This window comes from Jatrophihabitans sp., from assembly GCF_035474675.1.
In the GTDB taxonomy this organism is placed as follows: domain Bacteria; phylum Actinomycetota; class Actinomycetes; order Mycobacteriales; family Jatrophihabitantaceae; genus Jatrophihabitans_A.
Window position 1 is genome coordinate 47,030 of record NZ_DATINC010000047.1, and the last position, 19,282, is coordinate 66,311.

A 19,282-nucleotide genomic window follows, 5' to 3' on the forward strand; every position below is an offset into this window, starting at 1 on the left:
CTGCCGCCGCGTCAGCTCAGCCGGCCGCGGGGTGGCAGCTCCGGCGCCCGGCGGGACGGCCGCTGGGACAGGTCCGGCCGGGGTGGCGCCGGGCGGCGGTCCAGCTCGCCGAGCAGGTAGTCGATGCCGGCCTGCAGCTGCGGGTCCGATCCCTGCCCCCAGGCGTGCGGTGGCAGCTCCACCACGATGTCGGGATCCACGCCGTGGTTCTCCACTCCCCAGCCGTAGTTCTCGAACCAGTAGGAGTACCGCGGCTGGGTGACGTCGGTGCCGTCGACCAGCTTGTACCGGCCGTCGATGCCGATCACCCCGCCCCAGGTCCGGGTGCCGATCACCGGGCCCAGCTTCATCGCCTGGAAGGCGGTGTTGACGATGTCGCCGTCCGAACCCGCCCACTCGTTGGCCAGGGACGCCAGCGGCCCGCGCGGCGCGCTGGACGGGTAGGAGGTGACGGGGTAGTGCCGCGCGGTGGACCAGCCCAGCACCCGCCGCGCCAGCTTCTCGATGATCAGCTGGGAGGTGTGGCCGCCGTTGTTGTCCCGGGTGTCGACCAGCAGCGCGTCCCTGGCGATCTCGATCCGCAGGTCACGGTGGAAGGCGGCCCAGCCGGTGGGCACCATGTCCGGCACGTGCACGTAGCCGATCCGGCCGTCGCTGGCCCGGTGCACCGCGGCCCGCCGGCTGGCCACCCAGTCCAGGTAGCGCAGCTCGGTGTCCTTGGCCAGCGGCCGCACCACCACCGACCGTTCGACGCCCGCCCGGGACAGCCGCAGCTCGACCGGCTTGTTCGCGGTGCCGCGCAGCAGCTCCGCGGGGCCCGCCGGTCCGACCGGCCGGCCGTTCACCGCCAGGATCAGGTCACCGGGCCGGGCCCCCACGCCGGGCGCCTGCAGCGGTGAGCGAGCCTGTCGGGAGGAGTTGTCGCCGGCGATGATCCTGCTGATCTGCCACTGGCCCTGCTCGGTGCGCTCCAGATCGGCGCCGAGGAAGGCCGGTGCCAGTGCGGCGTCCGGCTCGGTGGCCGGCGGGGTCTCGTAGGCGTGCGAGGAGCCGGTCTCGCCGTTGATCTCCCACAGCAGGTCGGACAGGTCGTCCCGGCTGCCGAGCTGGTCGACCAGCGGCCGGTACTTGGCGACCTGGGCGTCCCAGTCGATGCCGGCCATGTCGGCGATCCAGTAGTGGTCGCGCATCAGCCGGCCGGTCTCGTCCACCATCTGCCGCCACTCGGCCGGCGGGTCGATCGTCAGCCGGATCCGGTCGAGGTCGATCGGCACGGCGTCGTCGGAGTCCTCGGCGGGCTTGCGGTCGGCCGGCACCAGGCTGAGCGCCTTGCCGTCGCGCACCACCAGCTTCGCGCCGTTGCCGGATACGGCGAAGTCGTCGATCCGGGCGGCCAGCTCCAGCTGCTTGCGCTTGCCGAAGTCCCAGCGCTGCAGCGAGGGGCGGATGTCGTCGTCGGGGTTGCGGGACTCGCCGAGTTCCCCGGCAACCGGGCTGTCGGTCCAGACCAGCCCGCCGCGGGCCGGGCGCAGGTCGGCCAGCCGGCCGGCCGGCACCGGAAAGGGCTCCACCCGATCGGCCAGGCCCTCGAGGTCGACCCGGACCGGCGGCACCGCGTCCTCGGCGGCACCGTCCTCGGGTTTCGGCGCCGCGCCGGGGGGCTGGTCGCCCCGGCCCTGCAGCTCGGGGTCGAACGGGGACGGGGTGTCGGCGGCCAGGGTGACCAGGTACGGCCGGACTGCCAGCGGGAACACCAGGTCGAAGACATGGGCGTCATAGACCGGGTCGAAGGTGCGGGCCGACAGGAACGCCAGGTACTTGCCGTCGCCGGTGAAGACCGGGGCGGTGTCGAGGAACCGGTGCGAGGTGACGGCCGTGATCCGGCCGCCGGCGAGCTCGGCCAGCCGGATGCTGCGCAGCTCGCCGCCGGTCGGCTCGGCCGCGGAGTAGGCCAGCCACGCCGAGTCCGGGGAGAACGCCAGGTTCCTCGGGTCGCCATTGGGGTTGGCCTCCAGCTCGGTGACGGTGCCGTCGGCGGTGGCGATGGTCAGCAGCCGGCCGTCGTGGGTGGCCGCGGCCAGCCGGGTGCCGTCGGGGCTGGCCACCAGCTCCAGCACCCGCCCGAGCCGGCCGGTGCCGTACCGGCGGGTGCCGCTGCCGTCGGCGATCTCGACGGCGTCCTCGCCCTCGGCGTCGGTGACGTAGGCGACCGAGTACTGCCCGTCCGGGCCGGCGTCGGCCAGCACCGCCGGCAACCGGTGCCGGACGCCGGGCCGGGAGGCGACCACCCGGGCCGGCCCGTTGCGGTGGGTCAGCCAGACGATGTTGCCGCGGATCTCGATCGCGCTCGCCCGGCCGGTGGAGTCGACGGCCAGCGCGCCGAGGTGGTCGGCGGCCTTGAGCGGCGTGCTGGCGCGCAGCGACCGGCTGCTGCCGAGCTCGATGTCGAGCCGGCGGGGTTGGGAATCGGGCTCCAACGAGTCCAGCCGCCAGATCTGGCCGGCGTGCTGGTAGACCAGCCTGCTGCCGTCCCCGGCCAGCTGCCGGGCGTAGAAGGTGCCGTGGTCGGTGTGCCGGCGCAGGTCCGACCCGTCGGCGGCCACCGAGTAGACGTTGCCGTGGCCTTCGGCGTCGGCCAGGAACGCCAGCCGGCCACCGGTCCAGACCGGCGAGGTCTTCGGGCCGGGCAGCTCGGCCAGCAGTTCGGTGAACTCGCCGCCGCCGCTGGCGTCGAGCCACAGCCGGTTGGCGGTGCCACCGCGGTATCGCTTCCAGTGCGCCGGGTCGCGCAGGTAGCCGGTGCTGACCACCACCGACGGCTCGCCCACCGCCAGCGCGGTCACCGGCCCGTAGGGCAGCCTGCGCGGGGTCGGGTCGGCGCCCTCGGTCACGTCGATGGCATAGGCCCACCACCAGCTGCGAAACGCCTGCGAGCCCGACGACATGACCAGCAGCCGGCCGTCCGGGGCGAAGCCGAGCACGTTGGTGCTGGTGACCCCGAAGAAGGTCAGCTGGCGCGGCGGGCCGCCGGCGACCGGCATCACGAAGACCTCCGGCTCGCCGCGCCGCCGCGACGTCCAGGCCAGCAGGGTGCCGTCCGGGGACAGCCGCGGCCGCGCCACCGCAACGGCGTCCGCGGTCAGCCGCCGGGCCGGGCCGCCGTCCGCGCCGGCCAGCCAGACGTCGTTCTCGGCGACGAAGGTGAGCAGGTCGGCGCGCAGGTGCGGAAACCGCAGGTAACCCGGGGCAGCTGTCATGAAGCCGACCCTAGTGACGGGTCCTGACAAGATGCCAGGACGGCCACCCCCGCTACGCCCGCAGCGAAACCGGGTATCTCCGAAGTAGGGTCTGGCTGCGCGCGACGGGTGGCTTCGGCGGGGAGCAGGTGCCAGGACATGGAGCTTCGGCCCTGGCAGCAGCACGACGCGGCCGCGGTCGCCGCGCTGCTCGATCCGGACGGCGACCCGCTGTGGGCCGCTCAGGGACATGCGCTGCACGGCCCCGCACGCGAGGGCGAGCGGTGGCGCCGGACGCTGGTGGCCTGCCACCGGGACCAGGTGCTGGGTGCCGGGACGGTGGTGCGCAATCCGGTGCACGCGGGCCGGTATGCCGGTGCCGTCGAGGTGGCCACCGGCTGGCGCCGCCGCGGGGTGGCAACGGCGCTCGTCCGGGCGCTGCGCGAGCTGCGACCCGAGCCGCTGCCGCTGGCCGGCAAGATCCACGAGTCCGACGCCGCCGCCCGGCTGTTCGGACAGGCGATGGGAGCCCGCCCCTACCAGCGCTGCCTGTGCCCCCGGCTCGACCTGGCGGCACCCGGGCTGACCGCCTGGTGCCGCGATGCCTCGGCATCGACCGACCCCTCGACGTCGATGGGCGAGCTGGACCGGGACCAGATCGCGGCCCTGTTCGAGGAGCAGTACCGCTGGGTGCACGAGCGGTGGTCACCGGTGACGTCCCGGCCCTGGTTGGCCCGGATCTCGTCGGCGACGGTGGCCGATGCCGACCTGGCCGCCAGCAGTTGCGGATGGCGGAACGGCCGGGTCGCCGCGGCGGTGTTCGCCTTTCCCGAGCCGGACGGCTCGGTCTCGCTGGTGGCCGAGACGCAGCGCCGGGACGAGAGCGGCGGCGCGGTCCTGCTGAGCGCGGCGCTGGCGCGATCGCTGACCGTGCTGGCCGATCGCGGCTACCGGACGGTCGAGCTGGACGGGCATGTCGACGATCCGCACCTGGCGCCCGTGGTGGCCGGACTGCCGGTCGCGACGACCGATGAGCTGCTGCTGGTGGAGGTGCGGTAGGCAGCTATTCCGGGTCGTTGCCGACCAGGGTGCCGCCGGCCACGATCGCCAGCTCCGGGTGCGACATCGCGGCCTGCTCCTGCTGGTGGTCGTCCCGCACGGCCCGCAGCGACGGGATGAGCAGCCCGGCCAGCGCCGCCAGCAGCAGCGCTCCGGCCAGCATCGCGAACCCGGCCGTGTAGCTGGACTCGGTCGGCAGGCCGTCGGGCAGCACCTCCGAGGTGACGACGCTTGCCATCACCGCCGCGCCGACCGACCCGCCGATGGTGCGGATGTTGGCGTTCATGCCGCTGGCCACGCCGGTCTGGCTGCTGGGCACCGAGTCGACGATGATGTTCGACATCGCCGAGAAGGCCAGCCCGAAGCCGGCACCCAGCAGGAAGGTGGCCACGGTGATCTCCCAGATGTGGGCATGGGCGAAGGCCAGGATCAGCAGCGGCAGCACGCTCAACGCCGAGCCGAACACCAGTACCGCCTTGGTGCTGAACCACCTCGCCAGCCGGCCGGAGAACACCCCGAAGGCGAACATCGACACCGACATCGGCAGCAGGATCAGGCCCGAGGAGGTGATGCTGGCGGCGAAGCCGTAGCCGGCCTCCGACGGCGCCTGCAGGAACTCGGGCAGGAAGGCGAAGATCGAGTACATCCCGACGCCGAAGAGGAACCCGACCAGGTTGGTCGCCCAGACCGCGGGAATCCGCATCATCCGCATGTCGATCAACGGCTGCCGGGACCGCAGTTCCACCGCCATCCAGGCCGCGGCCAGCAGCACCGAAACCGCCAGCAACCCGATCACCCAGCCCGACGCCCAGCCCCAGCTCGGCGCCTGGCTGACGGCCAGCAGCAGCGCGACCAGCCAGGCCGACAGCAGCCCGGCCGCCAGCCAGCTGATCCGGCCCGGAGTGCGGACCGGCGACTCGGGCACCACGAAATGGGTGGCCACCGTCGCCACGGCCATCGCCGCGCCGGGAATCCAGAACAGCCAGTGGTAGTCGAGCAGGTCGACGATCGGGCCGGCCAGCACCAGGCCCAGGCCGCCGCCGACGGCCAGCAACGCCGCGATCGCCCCGACGGCGCCGGCCACCTTGTCGCGGGGGAACTCGTCGCGGATGATGCCGAAGGCCAGCGGGATCAGGCCGCCGCCGACACCCTGGATGACCCGGGCGACGATCATCACCGCGATGGAGCTGGCCAGCGCCGCCAGGATCGAGCCGAGCGCCAGGGTCGCCAGCACCGCGACCAGCACCTTCTTCTTGCCGATCATGTCGCCGATCCGCCCCAGGATCGGGGTGCACACCGACGCCGACAGCAGGTAGGCGGTCAGCACCCAGGTCACCGTGCTCTGGGTGGTGTGCAGGCTGTGCTGCAGCAGCGCCAGCACCGGCGAGACCAATGACTGCAACAGCGAGAAGGTACCGACGCCGACGGCCAGGACCAGGAAGGTGAGTTGGTAGCGCGCCCGGCGCACATTCGGTGACATCAGTGGAACTCCCATACAAAAGGCGGAGCACCAGCTCCGCCTATGCGCCTCAGCCTAGCGGTTACCGGATCGGCGTTTTCTCCGATCCTGCGCCGGACGATCATCGTCCGGCGGCCCGCCGCGGTAACGCCGGACACCGGCTGGAAAATTCCGGACCCGGCCCGCCGGCACGGCCGCCCAGTAGCATGCAGGCAGCGCTGGCAAAGGGGCAACGGACAGTGGACGAGACAGAACTGGCCGCGATCGACGACCAGCAGCCGCGTACGCCCCAGATCTCGGCCGTCCGGCTGATCGTCGGGGTGCTCGTCGCGCTGGCGACCCTGACCGGGCACCTGCCGCCGCGTCAGCTGGTGGTGCTGGCCGCCTTCCTCGTCGTCGGAGCCTGGTTCTGGAAGGCGCCGCCCTTCGACATCGGCCCGCGGGTGGGCCTGGCCAACGGGTTCGTGCCGGCCACCCTGGTCCGGACCGTCACGGCGGTTCGCGAGGTGGGCGGCTGGGCTGCCGGCTTCGGCGTGTGGGGCCTGATCTCGGGCGGGCTGGTGGCGCTGATGCGCGCCGGCGAACCGGTCGGCGAGAACTGCACCATGGGAGCGATGTGGGGCCTGATCGCCGGCGCGGTGGTCGGTGCGATGGTGTGGGCCGGTCAGCAGGCCGCCCGGGACGTCGAGGTGCTGCGGGCGGCGGCCCAGGAGGACTGACCGCCCGCCCGCGATCGGAACTCAGGCGTCCGGCTCGTCCTGGAACGGCCGCACCTCGACCGGCGCCCGGCAGGCCCTGGTCGCGTCGGCGGCCCAGGCCAGCGCGGCGTCGAGGTCGGCGGCCCGGATCACCCAGAACCCGCCGAGGTGCTCCTTGGTCTCGGCGAACGGGCCGTCGGTGGTCACCAGGTCGCCGTCCCGCACCGCCAGCACGGTGGCGGTGTCGGCCGGGTGCAGGCCGCCGCCGAAGACCCAGGCGCCCTCGGCCTGCATCCGGGAGTTGAGCTGGTCGACGTCGGCGTAGGCCTGCTGCAGCTCCTCCGGCGAGGGCTGCTCGGCACCGTCGACCATGTACACCGACAACAGGTACTGCTTCATGGCACTCTCCTGGGTGAACTCCGCGACCGGCTCCCTGCCGATCTTCACCCGGACAACGAACGCACCGAAGCCGAATCGACAGCCGGCGGAAAATTTCCGGCCGGCTGCCGGTGTTCGTCGGGTCGCGCGGCATGGATCTGCCGCTGCGCGGGTGGGACTACTGGGCGGCCTGGTACTGCTCCAGCACGCTGGCACTGATCCGGCCGCGGTCGGAGACCGTGATCCCGTTCTCGGCGGCCCAGGCCCGCACCGCGGCGAGGTCCACCGAACTCGACCGGCGGCTGCGGCTCCGGCCGCTCCCGCTGCGGGAGCCCCGGCTGGTGCCGACCGGACGGGCGGCGTCGATGTAGGGCTTCAACGCCTTTTCCAGCGCGCTGCGGCTCTTCTTGCTCAAATCAATCTCGAAGTTCCGCCCTTCAAAGGAGAAGGTCACGGTCTCTGCGTTGGGAGAGCCGTCGATGTCGTCGGTGGTAACCACTGTTTTTGCCATGGACGCATCGTCCAGCATGATCAAGTCCGCAGTCAAATTTCCTTCGAGAACTTTCTTTAATGGTTATGGAACTATATGGGTGATAAACCCTCTCCAGCACCATCGGGTTAGGATACTTCGTCTAGTGCAGCATACTGGTCCGAAGGCAAGTGGTGGCGCGGATCACCTGTCCATGGCACGGTAAACTCACATCGGACAAGCCGGTGAGTTGATATCGGCAGCGCCGTCGATAACCGCTGTCGAAACGTATACAACAGGTGCCGGACGGCTATTGTTCGCCGGCCGGAACTGCAGCACAACGGCGGCGCGGTTACCACGACTACTTCGCGTTCCAGGTGACTGAGAAAAGTGGCCGGACATCTTGCAATGCGGCCGGCCGCGGCAGGGACGAGCGGGTAACAATCCGCTCCCAGGTGACACTGCGGCGGTGCAGCAAACCGGCGGTGTCACGCGGGGTGAAAGCATAAGGACCGGTTACCCGCCCGACCAGCAGGGAGCGGCCGTCCGAGACCAGCACGCCGATCTCGTCCCCGGGTCGCACTGCCAGGACGAAGTCGGCCAGCGCCCGCACCGCGCGGCTGGGACGCCGTCCGGGATTGCCCTGCAGGGCGCGCAGCGCGGCGAGCTCCCCCACCGAGGCATCCACCGGCACGCCGGTGGCCGGCCCGAACCCGGCCACCCCGGTCAGCACCGACCGGCCCAGTGCCTGCTCGGTCTCCGGCCGCAGCACCCAGAGAAAGCCGGGCGGGCCGGGCTCCGCGGTATCGACCGGCGGGGCCGGCTCGGGCCAGAAGTAGTCGAGTCCTTCGGGGCTTTCCGGAAAGAGCGGCCGGTAGAACTCCGGATCCTTGGCTATCAGCTGGCTGCGGTGCGAGCGGTGCAGCCGCTCGTCGCCCAGCCAGCCCGGCAGCAGCGACTCCCGTTCCAGGTCCGCCTGGCTGAGCTCGATAACCCAGGGCGCGAACTCCGCGATCTGGCCGGCCGTCGAGTCACCGTGCCCGCGCGCGGTCCAGGCCCGGACGCAGTCCAGCCCGTAGCGCACCAGGGCCGGCGTGTAGCCCTGCCACATCCGGACCGCCGGGTGGTTCTGCCAGCCGTAGTCGGGCAGTTCCAGCGCCCGCAGGATCTGCAGGACTTCCACTCGTTGCTTGCCCAGCCGCTTGCGGTCGAGCACGTGGGCCGTCGCCAGGAAGTCGGGGTAGGGCAGGAACGTCTGCATGCCTTCCAGGGTGCCTGACTATCGACGGCCTACTCGTCGCGATCCGCCAGGGCCTCGACCGGCGCAGCTGTCGATATCAGCTATCCGACCAGGGGTTGAGGCACTCGACTCCGGCACGTTCGAAATCGCGGATGTTGCGGGTGACGACGGTCAGGCCGCGAGCAAGTGCGATACCCGAGATAAGAGCGTCATGTTGCGGTGCCTGATCGGGTACGTGCAGCGAGGCAACCCGGCGAGCCGCGGCAAGATCAAGGGGAAGGATGCGGTCGGCGAAGCCGGTGAGCACGTTCTGCTCGAACCACTGGGTCAGGATGCGGGCCTGGTCCGGGTCGGTCCGTTCTTTCCGCAGGATTCCGATCTCGATTTCGATGACGGTCACGACACTGATGGCGAGATCAGCCACACTCTGACCGGCCACCCACTGCTTCACTCCGCGGTTGCCGTGCCGCTTGCGGAGCTCGCTGATGACGTTGGTATCCAGCAGGAACATCAGATATTCGCGGGTCGAATATCCAGGCCCACCGGCTCGATCTCGAACTCGATCTCTTCGTCCATCTCCAGCCACTGCGCAAGGTCGCCGGGCATGCGGAGGAGCCGTTGATACTCGGCGTAGGTCAGAAGAACGAAGGAGGGGCGGCTGTGCTCGGTGATGATCACCGGCTCTTCCTGGGCTACGCGCTTGACGTGGCTGGGTCGCTGGTTGAACTCGGCTGCGGTAACGATCGCCATGGCCACCCCTTCGTAAAGTAGTACATGTAACTACATCTTACGGTAGCAGCTGGTACGAGCAATCCGCCGGGGCAGAACCTACAAGTCGTCCGGGGCGCCTGACTCCTCTACCGCTCAGAGGTTGGACGACTCCGGCGGAGCCTGGGTGCCGACCGCCGGCGACCCGGCGCCCTCGCCGGTCGAGGGGCAGGCCATCCCCAAGGTGTAGGCGGTCATCGACAGCGAGCCGTAGGCGTAGCCGCCGATCAGGACCTCGGGCCGGTCCGCCGGCGCCGCACCGGCGAGGCCGGCGAAGTACAGCGCCGGCAGGAAGTGGTCCGGGGTGGGCACCGCGGTGCGGTAGTCCGGGTGGGCGTCCAGCGCGGCGAACCCGGTCGGGTCGGTGAGCATCCGCTCCTGTGCATCGCTGTCGAACCGCTGGGCCCATTCGAACCCGCCGTCCACCATGGCCCAGTTCAGCCCGCGCAGGTTGTGCACGACGTTTCCGCTTCCGACGACCAGCACTCCGCGGGCGCGCAGCGGGGCCAGCTTCGCGCCGAGTTCCAGGTGGTAGTCGAAGGGCCGGTCGGCGTTGATGCTCAGTTGCACCACCGGGATCGAGGCGTCCGGGAAGGCATGCACCAGCACCGACCAGGTGCCGTGGTCGATGCCCCAGCTGTCGGCGTCCGCACCCACCCAGGTGGGCTTGACGATCTCGCTGATCTCCCCGGCCAGCTCGGGCAGGCCGGGTGCCGGGTAGTCGACCTCAAACAGCGCGCGCGGAAAGCCGTAGAAGTCGTGGATGGTGCGCGGCCGCGGCATGGCGGTCACCGCGGTGGCGTTGACGTACCAGTGGGCGCTGATCACCAGGATGCACCGCGGCCGGGGCACCGACCGGCCGAACGCCTGCCAGGACGCGGTGTAGCGGTTGCTCTCCAGGGCGTTCATCGGGCTGCCGTGGCCGAAGAACGCGGCTGGCATCAGCTGCTCGGTGGTCGGGATCTCCTCGGGCATGGCCGCTCCTCGCTGTCCCCGCCGCCGCTCGCGGCTGGCACCCATTGAAGCGGAAACTCCACCGGTCCACCGCAACGGCGTCAGCCTCGGGATGCACGTACTAGGACCGCGACCTGCCGGGCACTCCCGGCTACTCGATCGCAATCCAGGTCGGGTACTTGCCGGTACGGCCGTCGCCGGACGACCGGCCCCGCACCCGCCGGTGCAGCCAGGGCAGTACGTGCTCGCGGTAGTACCGCAGCTCGGCCGGCAGCCGCCGCCCGGTCGGCGCGGCGGCCTCGACCTGGTGTGCGGCGCCCGGATGGCCGAGCGCGGCCAGTACCAGGCCGGCCACCCGCCGGTGCCCTGCTGGTCCGAGGTGCAGCCGGTCGGCCGACCAGTACTGCGGCCGGCGCAGCTCGGCGTCTGCGAACGCGTTGACGAAAGTCAGCTGGTACCGGGCGGCCAGCTCGGCCACTCCGTCGGTCAGCGCGGCAGCCCGGCGGTGGATGGTGCGGCCGAACGGCAGCCGCTCAGACGGATCGGCGCCGGCCAGCAGCACCAGCCGCACCCCGGCGTCGGCTACCTGCCGGACGGCCAGCTCGGTGAGGTCGAGCAGCTGCTGCAGCTCCACGCCCGGCCGCATCACGTCGTTGCCGCCGCCGTTGAAGGTGACCAGGGTGGGCGCCGGGGTGAGCCCGAGCGCGGCCGGCACCTGCTCGCTGACGATCGAGTCCAACAGCCGGCCCCGGACCGCCAGGTTGGCGTAGTGCACCGGACCTCCGGTGCCGGCTGGCTCACCGCTGCCGGCTAAGCCCTCGGCGACCAGGTCGGCCCAGCCGCGCACCGTGCCGTCCGGCAGCTCGTCGCCGACGCCCTCGGTGAAGCTGTCCCCGATCGCCACGTATCGCATAGGAATCCAGACGTTAACCGAGCCGGTGCGAGCGGATCGCGGCCGGGGCGCGACGTGCGTTTCAGCCGGCGGCTTCGGCCTCGGCCAGCCACTGGCGCAGCAGCGTCAGGAAGTCCTCCGGACGCTCCAGCGACGGCAGGTGCGCCACGTCCGGCCACTCCACCTGCCGGGCCCGCGGAACTCCCGCGCTGACCCGCGCCGCGGTGTCTGCGATGGCGTCGATGTCCTGCGCCCCGACCAGCACCAGGGTGGGGATGCCTATCTCACCGAGCCGTTCCAGCGCCGGCGGGTCCAGCTCGGCCTCCGGCACCTCGTCCCAGCTGGCGGTGAGTTCGAACGCCAGCCGCTGCATGGCCGCCACCTTCTCGCGGACGGCCGCGGGCACCGTCCCGGGCGCCCGATGCGGTCCGTCCACCCACCAGCGCAGGTTTGCCTCGACCGCGGCCTGGAGGTCATCGGCGGCCAACGCGGTGCGCTCGGCGGCGAAGAACTCCCTCAGCTGCGGCGTCGCCTCGGCGATCAGCGAACCGCCGGGGGCGCTCAGGAACAGGCTCCGCGCCAGTCCGGGGCGAACCAGGGCCGCCTCGACCACGACTCCGGCCCCGAACGAGGCACCGACCAGGTGGCACCGGTCGATGCCGGCGGAGTCGAGGGTGTCGAGCAGGTCGTCGACGGGCGACAGCGACCCGGCCGGACGTCGGACGGACTCGCCGAACCCGCGCAGGTCCAGTCGCAGCACGTCGCGGTCGGTCGCCAGCGCCGGCCACTGCGGATCCCACATCCGCCGATCGGCGATCCCGGCATGGACCAGCACGACGGGCGTCCGGCCGGTCGGACCGGCACGGTCGTAGGCGATGCCAGAGGTCGAACGAAGCGTCATCCAGCTCCTGTCATTTCCAAGGGTCGGACGCCCACTCAACCCAACCGGGCTGCTGTGCCGCAAGCCATTTCACACTCGCCGGATGCCTGAGTTCGGCGACGACGACCGCGAGTAACCCACCCTGGCCCGGTTCGAACGGGCCTAGGGCAGAGCCGATGCCGGACGTATGACGCATGCCGTGCCGAGCATCCGACCATCACTGCTCGGCCTGCAAGCCCGGTGAAGCCAAGCCCGCTACACATTGAAGCGGAACTCCACCACGTCGCCGTCAGGCATTGCCGCGATTGACTCCCACCTCGCGTTGCCACACCATCACGTATTGGATGCAGAAACCCATGTACACGTCGCCGCCATTAGCCGACGAGATCGAATGAAGCGTCCACCCAGCCTCAGACCACTTCTTCATATGCGCATCCAGGTCGGCAGTATGGTTGCTGCCACTTTGGCTGGAGGTGGTGAACAACGTGTAGTCGGTGCTGTGCCGGTACTCGATGGTCACGACTCACCCTCCCACTTCAGCTGCCCAGGAGTTATTCAAAGCAGCACTCCGACGTCTCGACTAGTTGTCGTCACCCAATTCTCATCGTCCGCGGAGCACTGCGCTTCCATGGGGCCAGCGATCAGTCCAACTCTAAGCCCTGCGGGCCATTCAACTCGCACGTCCTCCGAGCGGTCGCCGCTCATTTGGCCCCCTCCCGAACTAAACGTTGAAGCGGAACTCCACCTCTACGCGGCCTGACACCGAGCGGCCGCAGCGGGCTGTGCGTTCGCGAATGCGCGTGAAGGCCTGCCCCTCTCGGCTACGCTCACGGCCCATGACGACGATCTACACAACTCAAGAGTGGGACGGCTACGGAAAGCAGAACTACTACTGGAACGAGTACAGGCGCGAAGGCGACACCGTGGTCAAGTACAAGTGTCACCGGCAGAAGTTCTTCGATGGCAAAGAGAGCACCTGGCAGCAGGACGAGACGCTTCAACAAGCCTGGGGAGTCGACGACCCGACCCTGCCTGACTGGTTGAGGCAGCACCTCTAAACGCGCGTCACTGAACGGCTTTGCCGCCTGACGCCTTTCCGAAGCGGAACTCCACCACGTCGCCGTCGGCCATCACGTAGTCCTTGCCCTCGATGCGCACCTTGCCGCGCGCCTTGGCCTCGGCCATCGACCCGGCGGCCACCAGCTCGTCGAAGGAGACCACCTCGGCCTTGATGAATCCCCTTTCGAAGTCGGTGTGAATGACTCCGGCAGCCTGCGGCGCGGTGGCGCCCTGTGGGATCGTCCAGGCCCGCGCCTCCTTGGGCCCGGCGGTGAGGTAGGTCTGCAGCCCGAGGGTGGCGAAGCCGATCCTGGCCAGCTGGTTCAGCCCGGACTCGGCCACCCCCATCGACTGCAGCAGCTCCAGCGCCTCGTCCGGTTCCAGCTCGACCAGCTCGGCCTCGGTCTTGGCGTCGAGGAAGACCGCCTCGGCCGGCGCCACCAGCTCGCGCAGTGACGCCAGGAAGTCGGCGTTGGCAAGCTCGCCCGGGTCGACGTTGAACACGTACAGGAACGGCTTGGCGGTCATCAGGTGCAGCTCGCGCAGCGGCTCCAGGTCCAGGCCGGCATGGCCCGCGGCGAACACCGTGCGGCCGGAGTCGAGCACCTCCCGGGCCTGCTTGACGGCCGCCAGCACCGGCTGCTTGTCCTTGGCGATCCGGGCCTCCTTCTCCAGCCGCGGCAACGCCTTGTCGATGGTCTGCAGGTCGGCCAGGATCAGCTCGGTGTTGATGGTCTCGATGTCGTCGGCCGGCGACACCTTGCCGTCCACGTGCACCACGTCGGGATCGGTGAAGGCCCGGATCACCTGGCAGATCGCGTCGGCCTCGCGGATGTTGGCGAGGAACTTGTTGCCGAGCCCGGCGCCCTCGGACGCCCCGCGGACGATGCCGGCGATGTCGACGAAGCTCACCGTGGCCGGCACGATCCGGGCGGAACCGAAGATGCCGGACAGCACCTGCAGCCGGTCGTCGGGCACCCCCACCACCCCGACGTTGGGCTCGATGGTGGCGAACGGGTAGTTCGCGGCGAGCACGCTGTTGCGGGTCAGGGCGTTGAACAGGGTCGACTTGCCGACGTTGGGAAGTCCGACAATGCCGATAGTGAGGGCCACAGGCCTGCAGTCTACGGCGTGGCCCGGACGCCGCTGACCGGCCAGCGTTCGGCGAACCGGTGCGCGCGCCTTCGGCGAAACTGTCAGAGGCAGCGGTCAGCATGGACACATGACCGCACTGGTATTCCTGTTGCTCGGCCTGCTGCTCGGGTCGGTCGCCGGCCTAGCCGCCGGTTTCTGGTGGGGCCGCGCCCGCCGGGCCCTGTCCGAGCTCTCCGAAGCCCGGCTGGACGCGGCCCGGGGCGCCGCCGCCGGTGACCTCGCCGAGCGCCAGCACGCGATCGAGACGCTGGTCGGCCCGATCCGCGACACCCTGCACCAGGTGCAGGCCCAGCTGCACAGCGCCGAACGCGACCGGCTGTCGGCCACCTCGGCGCTGGACGAGCACCTGTCGGCGATGCGGCTGTCCGCCGACGGCCTGCGCACCGAGACCGCGCAACTGGTGACCGCGCTGCGGGCGCCGCAGGTGCGCGGCCGGTGGGGTGAGCTGCAGCTGGAGCGCGCCGTCGAGATCGCCGGGCTGGTCGAGCACGTCGACTACCTGGTGCAGCCGACCTCCCCCGGCACGCCGGCCAACGACGGCGCGTTGCGACCGGACCTGGTGGTCAACCTGGTGGACGGCAAGCGCATCGTCGTCGACTCGAAGGTGGCCTTCGCCGGTTATCTGGAGGCCATGGAGGCACGCGACGAGTTCACCCGGGCCGCCCGGCTGAAGGCCCATGCCCGCCAGCTGCGCCGGCACGTCGACGACCTGGGCGCCAAGGCGTACTGGAACCGGTTCAGCCCGACGCCGGAGTTCGTGGTGTGCTTCGTCCCGGCGGAGGCGTTCCTGGACGCCGCGCTGCGGGAGGACCCGGGCCTGCTGGAGCACGCCTTCGCCCGCAACGTCATCCTGGCCACCCCGACCACGCTGGTGGCCCTGCTGCGGACCGTCGGCTACACCTGGCGCCAGCAGTCACTGGCCCGCAACACCGCCGAGGTCAACCAGCTCGGCCGCGAGCTCTACCAGCGGCTGGCCGGCATGGGCGCGCACCTAGACAAGCTGGGCCGCTCGCTCAACGCGGCGGTGGGCAGCTTCAACAACACGGTGGGAACCCTGGAGGGCCGGGTGCTGGTCAGCGCCCGGCGGCTGGCCGAGCTGTCGGTCGTCGACCCGGCCGTCGACGGCGAGCTTGCCGAGACCGAACAGATCCTGGCGGCCACCCGCACGCTCACGGCGGAAGAACTGATGAGCCGAGTACCGTAGGCCTCCGTGCACCCTGCGAACGGAGCGACGTCCGTGCCGGACCAGCCAGAGACGTACTCCCGCGTCGCCGGCCAGCGTCCGTACGGCGAGCCGGCCTACCGCTCTCCCGCGCCGGGTGAGGTTCCCCGGCGCACCCGGCTGGAGCAACGCAGCCGGCGCGAACCCGGCCTGCCCGGCTGGTTGGCGGTGCTGCTGCTGGTGGCCATCGCCGGGATCGGCGGCCTGATCGACTCGGTGAGCGGCTCCGCGATCCGGGGCGTGTTCAACTACAGCCTGGTGCTCGCGTCGCTGGTGGCCATCCTGGCGGTGCGGCGCAGCGAGATGTTCAGCGTGGTGATCGCACCGCCGCTGGTGTACTTCGCCGCCTCGGCCGGGCTGCTCTACGTACGCAGCGGCGGCCTGCACAACCGGGGCAAGCTGATCGACGCGGCGACCAACTGGATCGTCTACGGCTTTCCGGCCATCGCGGGCGCCACGGCGGTGGTGCTGGTGGTCGCCGGCATCCGGCTGATGGCGCGGCGCTGACTCTCAGCTGACCGACGAAGCGGCCTGACGGGATCGACCGGCGGGGCCCGGCTGGCCCTGACCCTGGAACGCTGCCGGTGTACCGGCAAACCGCAGGCTCAGCGCTTGGCGGCCAGCTTCAGGTCCCGGCGCAGTTCCTGGGGCAGCGCGAACGTCAGCCGCTCCTCGGTGTGGGTGACCTCCTGCAGGTCGCTCCAGCCGCGGGCGGCCAGCCAGTCCGCCACCTCACGCACCAGCACCTCGGGGACCGAGGCACCGGACGAGAGCCCCACCGTGGTCACCCCGGCCAGCCATTCCGGCCGGATGTCGGCGGCGCTGTCGATCAGGTGGGCCTGCCGGGCGCCGGCGGCCCGGGCCACCTCGACCATCCGCACCGAGTTGGAGGAGTTCGCCGAGCCGACCACCAGGAACAGCTCCGCCTGCGGCGCGATGGCCTTGACCGCGGCCTGCCGGTTCTGGGTGGCGTAGCAGATGTCGTCGCTGGGCGGGGACTGCAGCAACGGGAACCGCTGCTGCAGCGCGGCGACGGTCTCCATCGTCTCGTCCACCGAGAGCGTGGTCTGGGACAGCCACACCACCCGCTCCGGGTCGCGCACCTCGACCTCGGCGACGTCGGCCGGGCCGTCCACCAGCTTGATGTGCTCGGGCGCCTCGCCGGTGGTGCCGACCACCTCTTCATGGCCCTCGTGGCCGATCAGCACGATGTCGTAGTCCTCGGCGGCGAACCGGCGGGCCTCCTGGTGGACCTTGGTCACCAGCGGGCAGGTCGCGTCGATGGTCCGCAGGCCGCGGCCGGCCGCCTCGGTGTGCACCTCGGGCGCCACCCCGTGCGCCGAGAACACCACGATCGCACCCTCGGGAACCTCGTCGGTCTCGTCGACGAAGATCGCCCCGCGCGCCTCCAGCGAGCGCACCACGTACAGGTTGTGCACGATCTGCTTGCGGACGTAGACCGGCGCACCGTAGTGCTCCAGCGCCCGTTCCACCGTCTGGACGGCCCGATCCACCCCCGCGCAGTAGCCACGGGGGATGGCGAGCAGGACCCGCTTGGCGGGGGCGGGCGGGGTTGCAGCTTCGGGCATGTGCCCAATCTTACGTACCGGCGCGGGGACCATGAGCCGTTCACCCGGCGGCCTGAGCGGTTCGTCCGGTAGCCCGGCCCACCGGCCCGTCCGCTACCGGCAACCGGGCACCGCGGACGGCCCGCTCTCGCGCACCGTCAAGCCGTGGTGCAGGCTGGAGGCATGCCGAACATCCCGACTCCGATCAGAGCAGCCCTCGGCCTGGCCGCCACCGCCGTGGACGAGGCACGCAAACTTCCTGAGACGCTGCCGCAGATGGTCAGCACGGTCCCGCTGCGCGCGGTCTCGACGGCCATGCAGGCGTCGTTGCGACTGCAGCAGCACCTGGCCACCCTCAGCGCCCGCGGCGACGAGGTGCTCAGCCAGCTGCGCGGCAGCTCCGCGGAGCCGCCGAGCTGGGCGACCTTCGACGAGTCGCCCGCCACTGCCGACCCGCAGGCCGGCAAGGCGGCCTTCGACCGGATCGACTACGACGGCACCGGCTTCGCCGAGAGCAACTCCGACGACGGCCAGGACCGCTGGGACGCCGTCGGAGTGGGCGGCACCCAGTCGGATGCCAGCACCGCCACTCCCGACCTCGATACGACCGGCACCGCCGCAGCCGGTACTGGCGCAGCCGGTGCTGGCGCAGCTGGTGCTGATACCGCCGGTGCTGGCGCAGCCGGTGCCGACGACGGGACCGCGCCGCCGCCGAGCGGCGTCGAGCCGGCCCCGCCCGCTGCGTCGCTGGCCGACGCGGTGTCCCACCCCGACCTGCCGGCAGCCCCGGCCAAGGCGCCCGCGAAGGCCGCGAAGAAGGCCGCCAAGGCTGCACCGGCCAAGGCACCCGCCAAGGCGGCTGGAACCAAGGCCAGCCCGGCCAAGACCGGCCCGGCCAAGGCCAAGCGGGCCCCCCGCAAGGCCGAGCCGCTCGAGGTGGCAGCCAGCAAGGCCGACCCGTCCGGAGCGCCGACCCCGTCCACCATGGCCGCAGAGATCCTGCACGCACACGAAGCCAACCCCGCCGACGAGTGAGCAAGCTGGAGTCCAGCCCGGAAGCTCCGCTGCCGTTACGGCGGATCAGCCAGGCCCTCGCGGACTGGATCGGCCGGCTCGGCGAGGTGTGGGTGGAGGGCCAGGTCGCCCAGTTCGTCCGCCGGCCCGGCGTGGCCACCTACTTCCTGACGCTGCGCGACGTCGACGCCAACATCTCCATCCAGGTCACCTGCCACCGTTCGGTGCTGGTGGAACCGCTCGCCGAGGGCACCCGGGTGGTGCTGCGGGCCCGCCCGGACTTCTACGCCGAGCGGGGCACCCTCAGCCTGCGCGCGACCGAGATCCGGCAGGTGGGACTGGGTGAGCTGCTGGCCCGCATCGAGCGGTTGAAGCAGCTGCTGGCCGCCGAGGGCCTGTTCGCGGCCGCCCGCAAGCGCCCGCTGCCCTTCCTGCCCCGCGCCATCGGCCTGGTCACCGGCCGGGCCAGCGCCGCCGAACGGGACGTGGTCGAGAACACCCTGCGGCGGTTGCCCGGTGCGGTGTTCGCGATCGAGAACACCGCCACCCAGGGCAGCACCGCGGTGTCGGAGATCATCGCCGCGCTGCGCCGCCTGGATGCCCGGCCGGACGTCGAGGTGATCGTGATCGCCCGCGGCGGCGGCAGCGTGGAGGACCTGCTGCCGTTCTCCAACGAGGGGCTGCTGCGCGCGGTCGCCGAGCTGCGCACGCCGGTGGTCAGCGCCATCGGCCACGAGACCGACCAGCCGTTGCTGGACCTGGTCGCGGACCTGGCGGTCTCCACCCCCACCGACGCCGCCAAGCGGATCGTGCCGGACCTCGCCGCCGAGCTCGACCAGCTGGCCGATGCCCGGGCCCGGCTGCGGGCCAGCGTGCACCGCCGGCTCGACACCGAGGACCAGCTGATGGCGGGGCTGCCGCAGCGGCTGCGGCGCGGGGTGGGCCGGCTGATCGCGCTGGGCGCCGAGGAGTGCGAGCGGGCCGTGCAGCGCAACCGGGCCATCCTGGCCGGCCGGCTGCAACTGGCCGAGGCCGACACCGCGCAGCTGCTGGCCCGGGTGGTGAGCCTGTCGCCGCAGGCGGTGCTCAACCGTGGCTACGCGGTGCTGTGGAACTCCGCCGGCGAGCTGGTGCGCAGCACCGGCCAGGCGCAGGCCGGCGAGCTGCTGCAGGTGCGGGTGGCCGACGGGGAGTTCGGAGTGCAGGTCAGCCACTGACTTTCAGCGGGCTA

The 19,282-nt window shown here is 71.2% G+C and carries 20 protein-coding genes; 7 read left to right on the forward strand and 13 right to left on the reverse strand.

Annotated features, from left to right (window positions below; genetic code table 11):
• Positions 1 to 11 precede the first annotated feature (11 nt).
• Positions 12 to 3,257, reverse strand: coding sequence for a S41 family peptidase (locus VLJ82_RS04780; protein ID WP_408662179.1), 3,246 nt, complete (start codon positions 3,255 to 3,257; stop codon positions 12 to 14).
• Between the two features lie 138 nt (positions 3,258 to 3,395).
• Between VLJ82_RS04780 and VLJ82_RS04785 the strand changes: the two genes are divergently transcribed.
• Positions 3,396 to 4,295, forward strand: coding sequence for a GNAT family N-acetyltransferase (locus VLJ82_RS04785; protein WP_408662180.1), 900 nt, complete (start codon positions 3,396 to 3,398; stop codon positions 4,293 to 4,295).
• Between the two features lie 4 nt (positions 4,296 to 4,299).
• Here the strand turns inward: VLJ82_RS04785 and VLJ82_RS04790 are convergent, their stop codons facing one another.
• The gene (locus VLJ82_RS04790; RefSeq protein ID WP_408662181.1) at positions 4,300 to 5,775 is read right to left on the reverse strand and encodes an MFS transporter; all 1,476 of its coding nucleotides are present in this window, start codon (positions 5,773 to 5,775) and stop codon (positions 4,300 to 4,302) included.
• A gap of 218 nt (positions 5,776 to 5,993) precedes the next feature.
• Here VLJ82_RS04790 and VLJ82_RS04795 point away from each other — a divergent pair, with 218 nt between their 5' ends.
• Positions 5,994 to 6,473, forward strand: a complete 480-nt coding sequence (locus VLJ82_RS04795) for a hypothetical protein (protein ID WP_408662182.1) — start codon at positions 5,994 to 5,996, stop codon at positions 6,471 to 6,473.
• A gap of 21 nt (positions 6,474 to 6,494) precedes the next feature.
• Here the strand turns inward: VLJ82_RS04795 and VLJ82_RS04800 are convergent, their stop codons facing one another.
• The 9 genes from VLJ82_RS04800 to VLJ82_RS04840 form a co-directional block, all read right to left on the reverse strand.
• Positions 6,495 to 6,851: a YciI family protein gene (locus VLJ82_RS04800; RefSeq protein WP_408662183.1), complete on the reverse strand. Its 357-nt coding sequence runs from the start codon at positions 6,849 to 6,851 to the stop codon at positions 6,495 to 6,497.
• 157 nt (positions 6,852 to 7,008) lie between these two features.
• A complete protein-coding gene (locus VLJ82_RS04805) occupies positions 7,009 to 7,359 on the reverse strand; it encodes a histone-like nucleoid-structuring protein Lsr2 (protein WP_408662229.1) in 351 nt (116 codons plus the stop codon).
• A gap of 301 nt (positions 7,360 to 7,660) precedes the next feature.
• Positions 7,661 to 8,560: an MSMEG_6728 family protein gene (locus VLJ82_RS04810; protein WP_408662184.1), complete on the reverse strand. Its 900-nt coding sequence runs from the start codon at positions 8,558 to 8,560 to the stop codon at positions 7,661 to 7,663.
• 76 nt (positions 8,561 to 8,636) lie between these two features.
• The gene (locus VLJ82_RS04815) at positions 8,637 to 9,050 is read right to left on the reverse strand and encodes a type II toxin-antitoxin system VapC family toxin (RefSeq protein ID WP_408662185.1); all 414 of its coding nucleotides are present in this window, start codon (positions 9,048 to 9,050) and stop codon (positions 8,637 to 8,639) included.
• Positions 9,050 to 9,289, reverse strand: coding sequence for a type II toxin-antitoxin system Phd/YefM family antitoxin (locus tag VLJ82_RS04820; RefSeq protein WP_408662186.1), 240 nt, complete (start codon positions 9,287 to 9,289; stop codon positions 9,050 to 9,052). The genes VLJ82_RS04815 and VLJ82_RS04820 overlap by 1 nt, the downstream gene beginning before the upstream one ends.
• Before the next feature lie 114 nt (positions 9,290 to 9,403).
• Positions 9,404 to 10,282: a 4,5-DOPA dioxygenase extradiol gene (gene ygiD / locus VLJ82_RS04825; protein WP_408662187.1), complete on the reverse strand. Its 879-nt coding sequence runs from the start codon at positions 10,280 to 10,282 to the stop codon at positions 9,404 to 9,406.
• 130 nt (positions 10,283 to 10,412) lie between these two features.
• A complete protein-coding gene (locus VLJ82_RS04830; RefSeq protein ID WP_408662188.1) occupies positions 10,413 to 11,174 on the reverse strand; it encodes an SGNH/GDSL hydrolase family protein in 762 nt (253 codons plus the stop codon).
• Between the two features lie 61 nt (positions 11,175 to 11,235).
• Positions 11,236 to 12,054 (reverse strand): alpha/beta fold hydrolase, encoded by an 819-nt coding sequence (locus VLJ82_RS04835; protein WP_408662189.1) that lies wholly within the window; start codon positions 12,052 to 12,054, stop codon positions 11,236 to 11,238.
• A 268-nt stretch (positions 12,055 to 12,322) separates the two neighbouring features.
• Positions 12,323 to 12,553: a hypothetical protein gene (locus VLJ82_RS04840; RefSeq protein ID WP_408662190.1), complete on the reverse strand. Its 231-nt coding sequence runs from the start codon at positions 12,551 to 12,553 to the stop codon at positions 12,323 to 12,325.
• 316 nt (positions 12,554 to 12,869) lie between these two features.
• Here VLJ82_RS04840 and VLJ82_RS04845 point away from each other — a divergent pair, with 316 nt between their 5' ends.
• Positions 12,870 to 13,091 carry a hypothetical protein gene (locus tag VLJ82_RS04845; RefSeq protein ID WP_408662191.1) on the forward strand — a complete coding sequence of 74 codons (222 nt, stop codon included), beginning with the start codon at positions 12,870 to 12,872 and terminating at the stop codon, positions 13,089 to 13,091.
• Between the two features lie 7 nt (positions 13,092 to 13,098).
• On the opposite strand, the gene ychF is transcribed toward VLJ82_RS04845, so the two are convergent.
• Positions 13,099 to 14,205 carry a redox-regulated ATPase YchF gene (gene ychF / locus VLJ82_RS04850; protein WP_408662192.1) on the reverse strand — a complete coding sequence of 369 codons (1,107 nt, stop codon included), beginning with the start codon at positions 14,203 to 14,205 and terminating at the stop codon, positions 13,099 to 13,101.
• A 109-nt stretch (positions 14,206 to 14,314) separates the two neighbouring features.
• Between ychF and VLJ82_RS04855 the strand changes: the two genes are divergently transcribed.
• Together VLJ82_RS04855 and VLJ82_RS04860 are read left to right on the forward strand one after the other, a co-directional pair.
• Positions 14,315 to 15,451 (forward strand): DNA recombination protein RmuC, encoded by a 1,137-nt coding sequence (locus VLJ82_RS04855; protein WP_408662193.1) that lies wholly within the window; start codon positions 14,315 to 14,317, stop codon positions 15,449 to 15,451.
• Positions 15,452 to 15,484: 33 nt separating this feature from the next.
• Positions 15,485 to 15,976, forward strand: a complete 492-nt coding sequence (locus VLJ82_RS04860) for a DUF6542 domain-containing protein (protein ID WP_408662194.1) — start codon at positions 15,485 to 15,487, stop codon at positions 15,974 to 15,976.
• A 98-nt stretch (positions 15,977 to 16,074) separates the two neighbouring features.
• On the opposite strand, the gene VLJ82_RS04865 is transcribed toward VLJ82_RS04860, so the two are convergent.
• On the reverse strand, positions 16,075 to 17,058 hold the full coding sequence (locus VLJ82_RS04865) for a 4-hydroxy-3-methylbut-2-enyl diphosphate reductase (protein ID WP_408662195.1): 984 nt from the start codon (positions 17,056 to 17,058) through the stop codon (positions 16,075 to 16,077).
• A gap of 162 nt (positions 17,059 to 17,220) precedes the next feature.
• Between VLJ82_RS04865 and VLJ82_RS04870 the strand changes: the two genes are divergently transcribed.
• Positions 17,221 to 18,072, forward strand: coding sequence for a hypothetical protein (locus tag VLJ82_RS04870; RefSeq protein WP_408662196.1), 852 nt, complete (start codon positions 17,221 to 17,223; stop codon positions 18,070 to 18,072).
• Positions 18,069 to 19,268 carry an exodeoxyribonuclease VII large subunit gene (gene xseA, locus VLJ82_RS04875; protein WP_408662197.1) on the forward strand — a complete coding sequence of 400 codons (1,200 nt, stop codon included), beginning with the start codon at positions 18,069 to 18,071 and terminating at the stop codon, positions 19,266 to 19,268. The genes VLJ82_RS04870 and xseA overlap by 4 nt, the downstream gene beginning before the upstream one ends.
• Positions 19,269 to 19,282 lie beyond the last annotated feature (14 nt).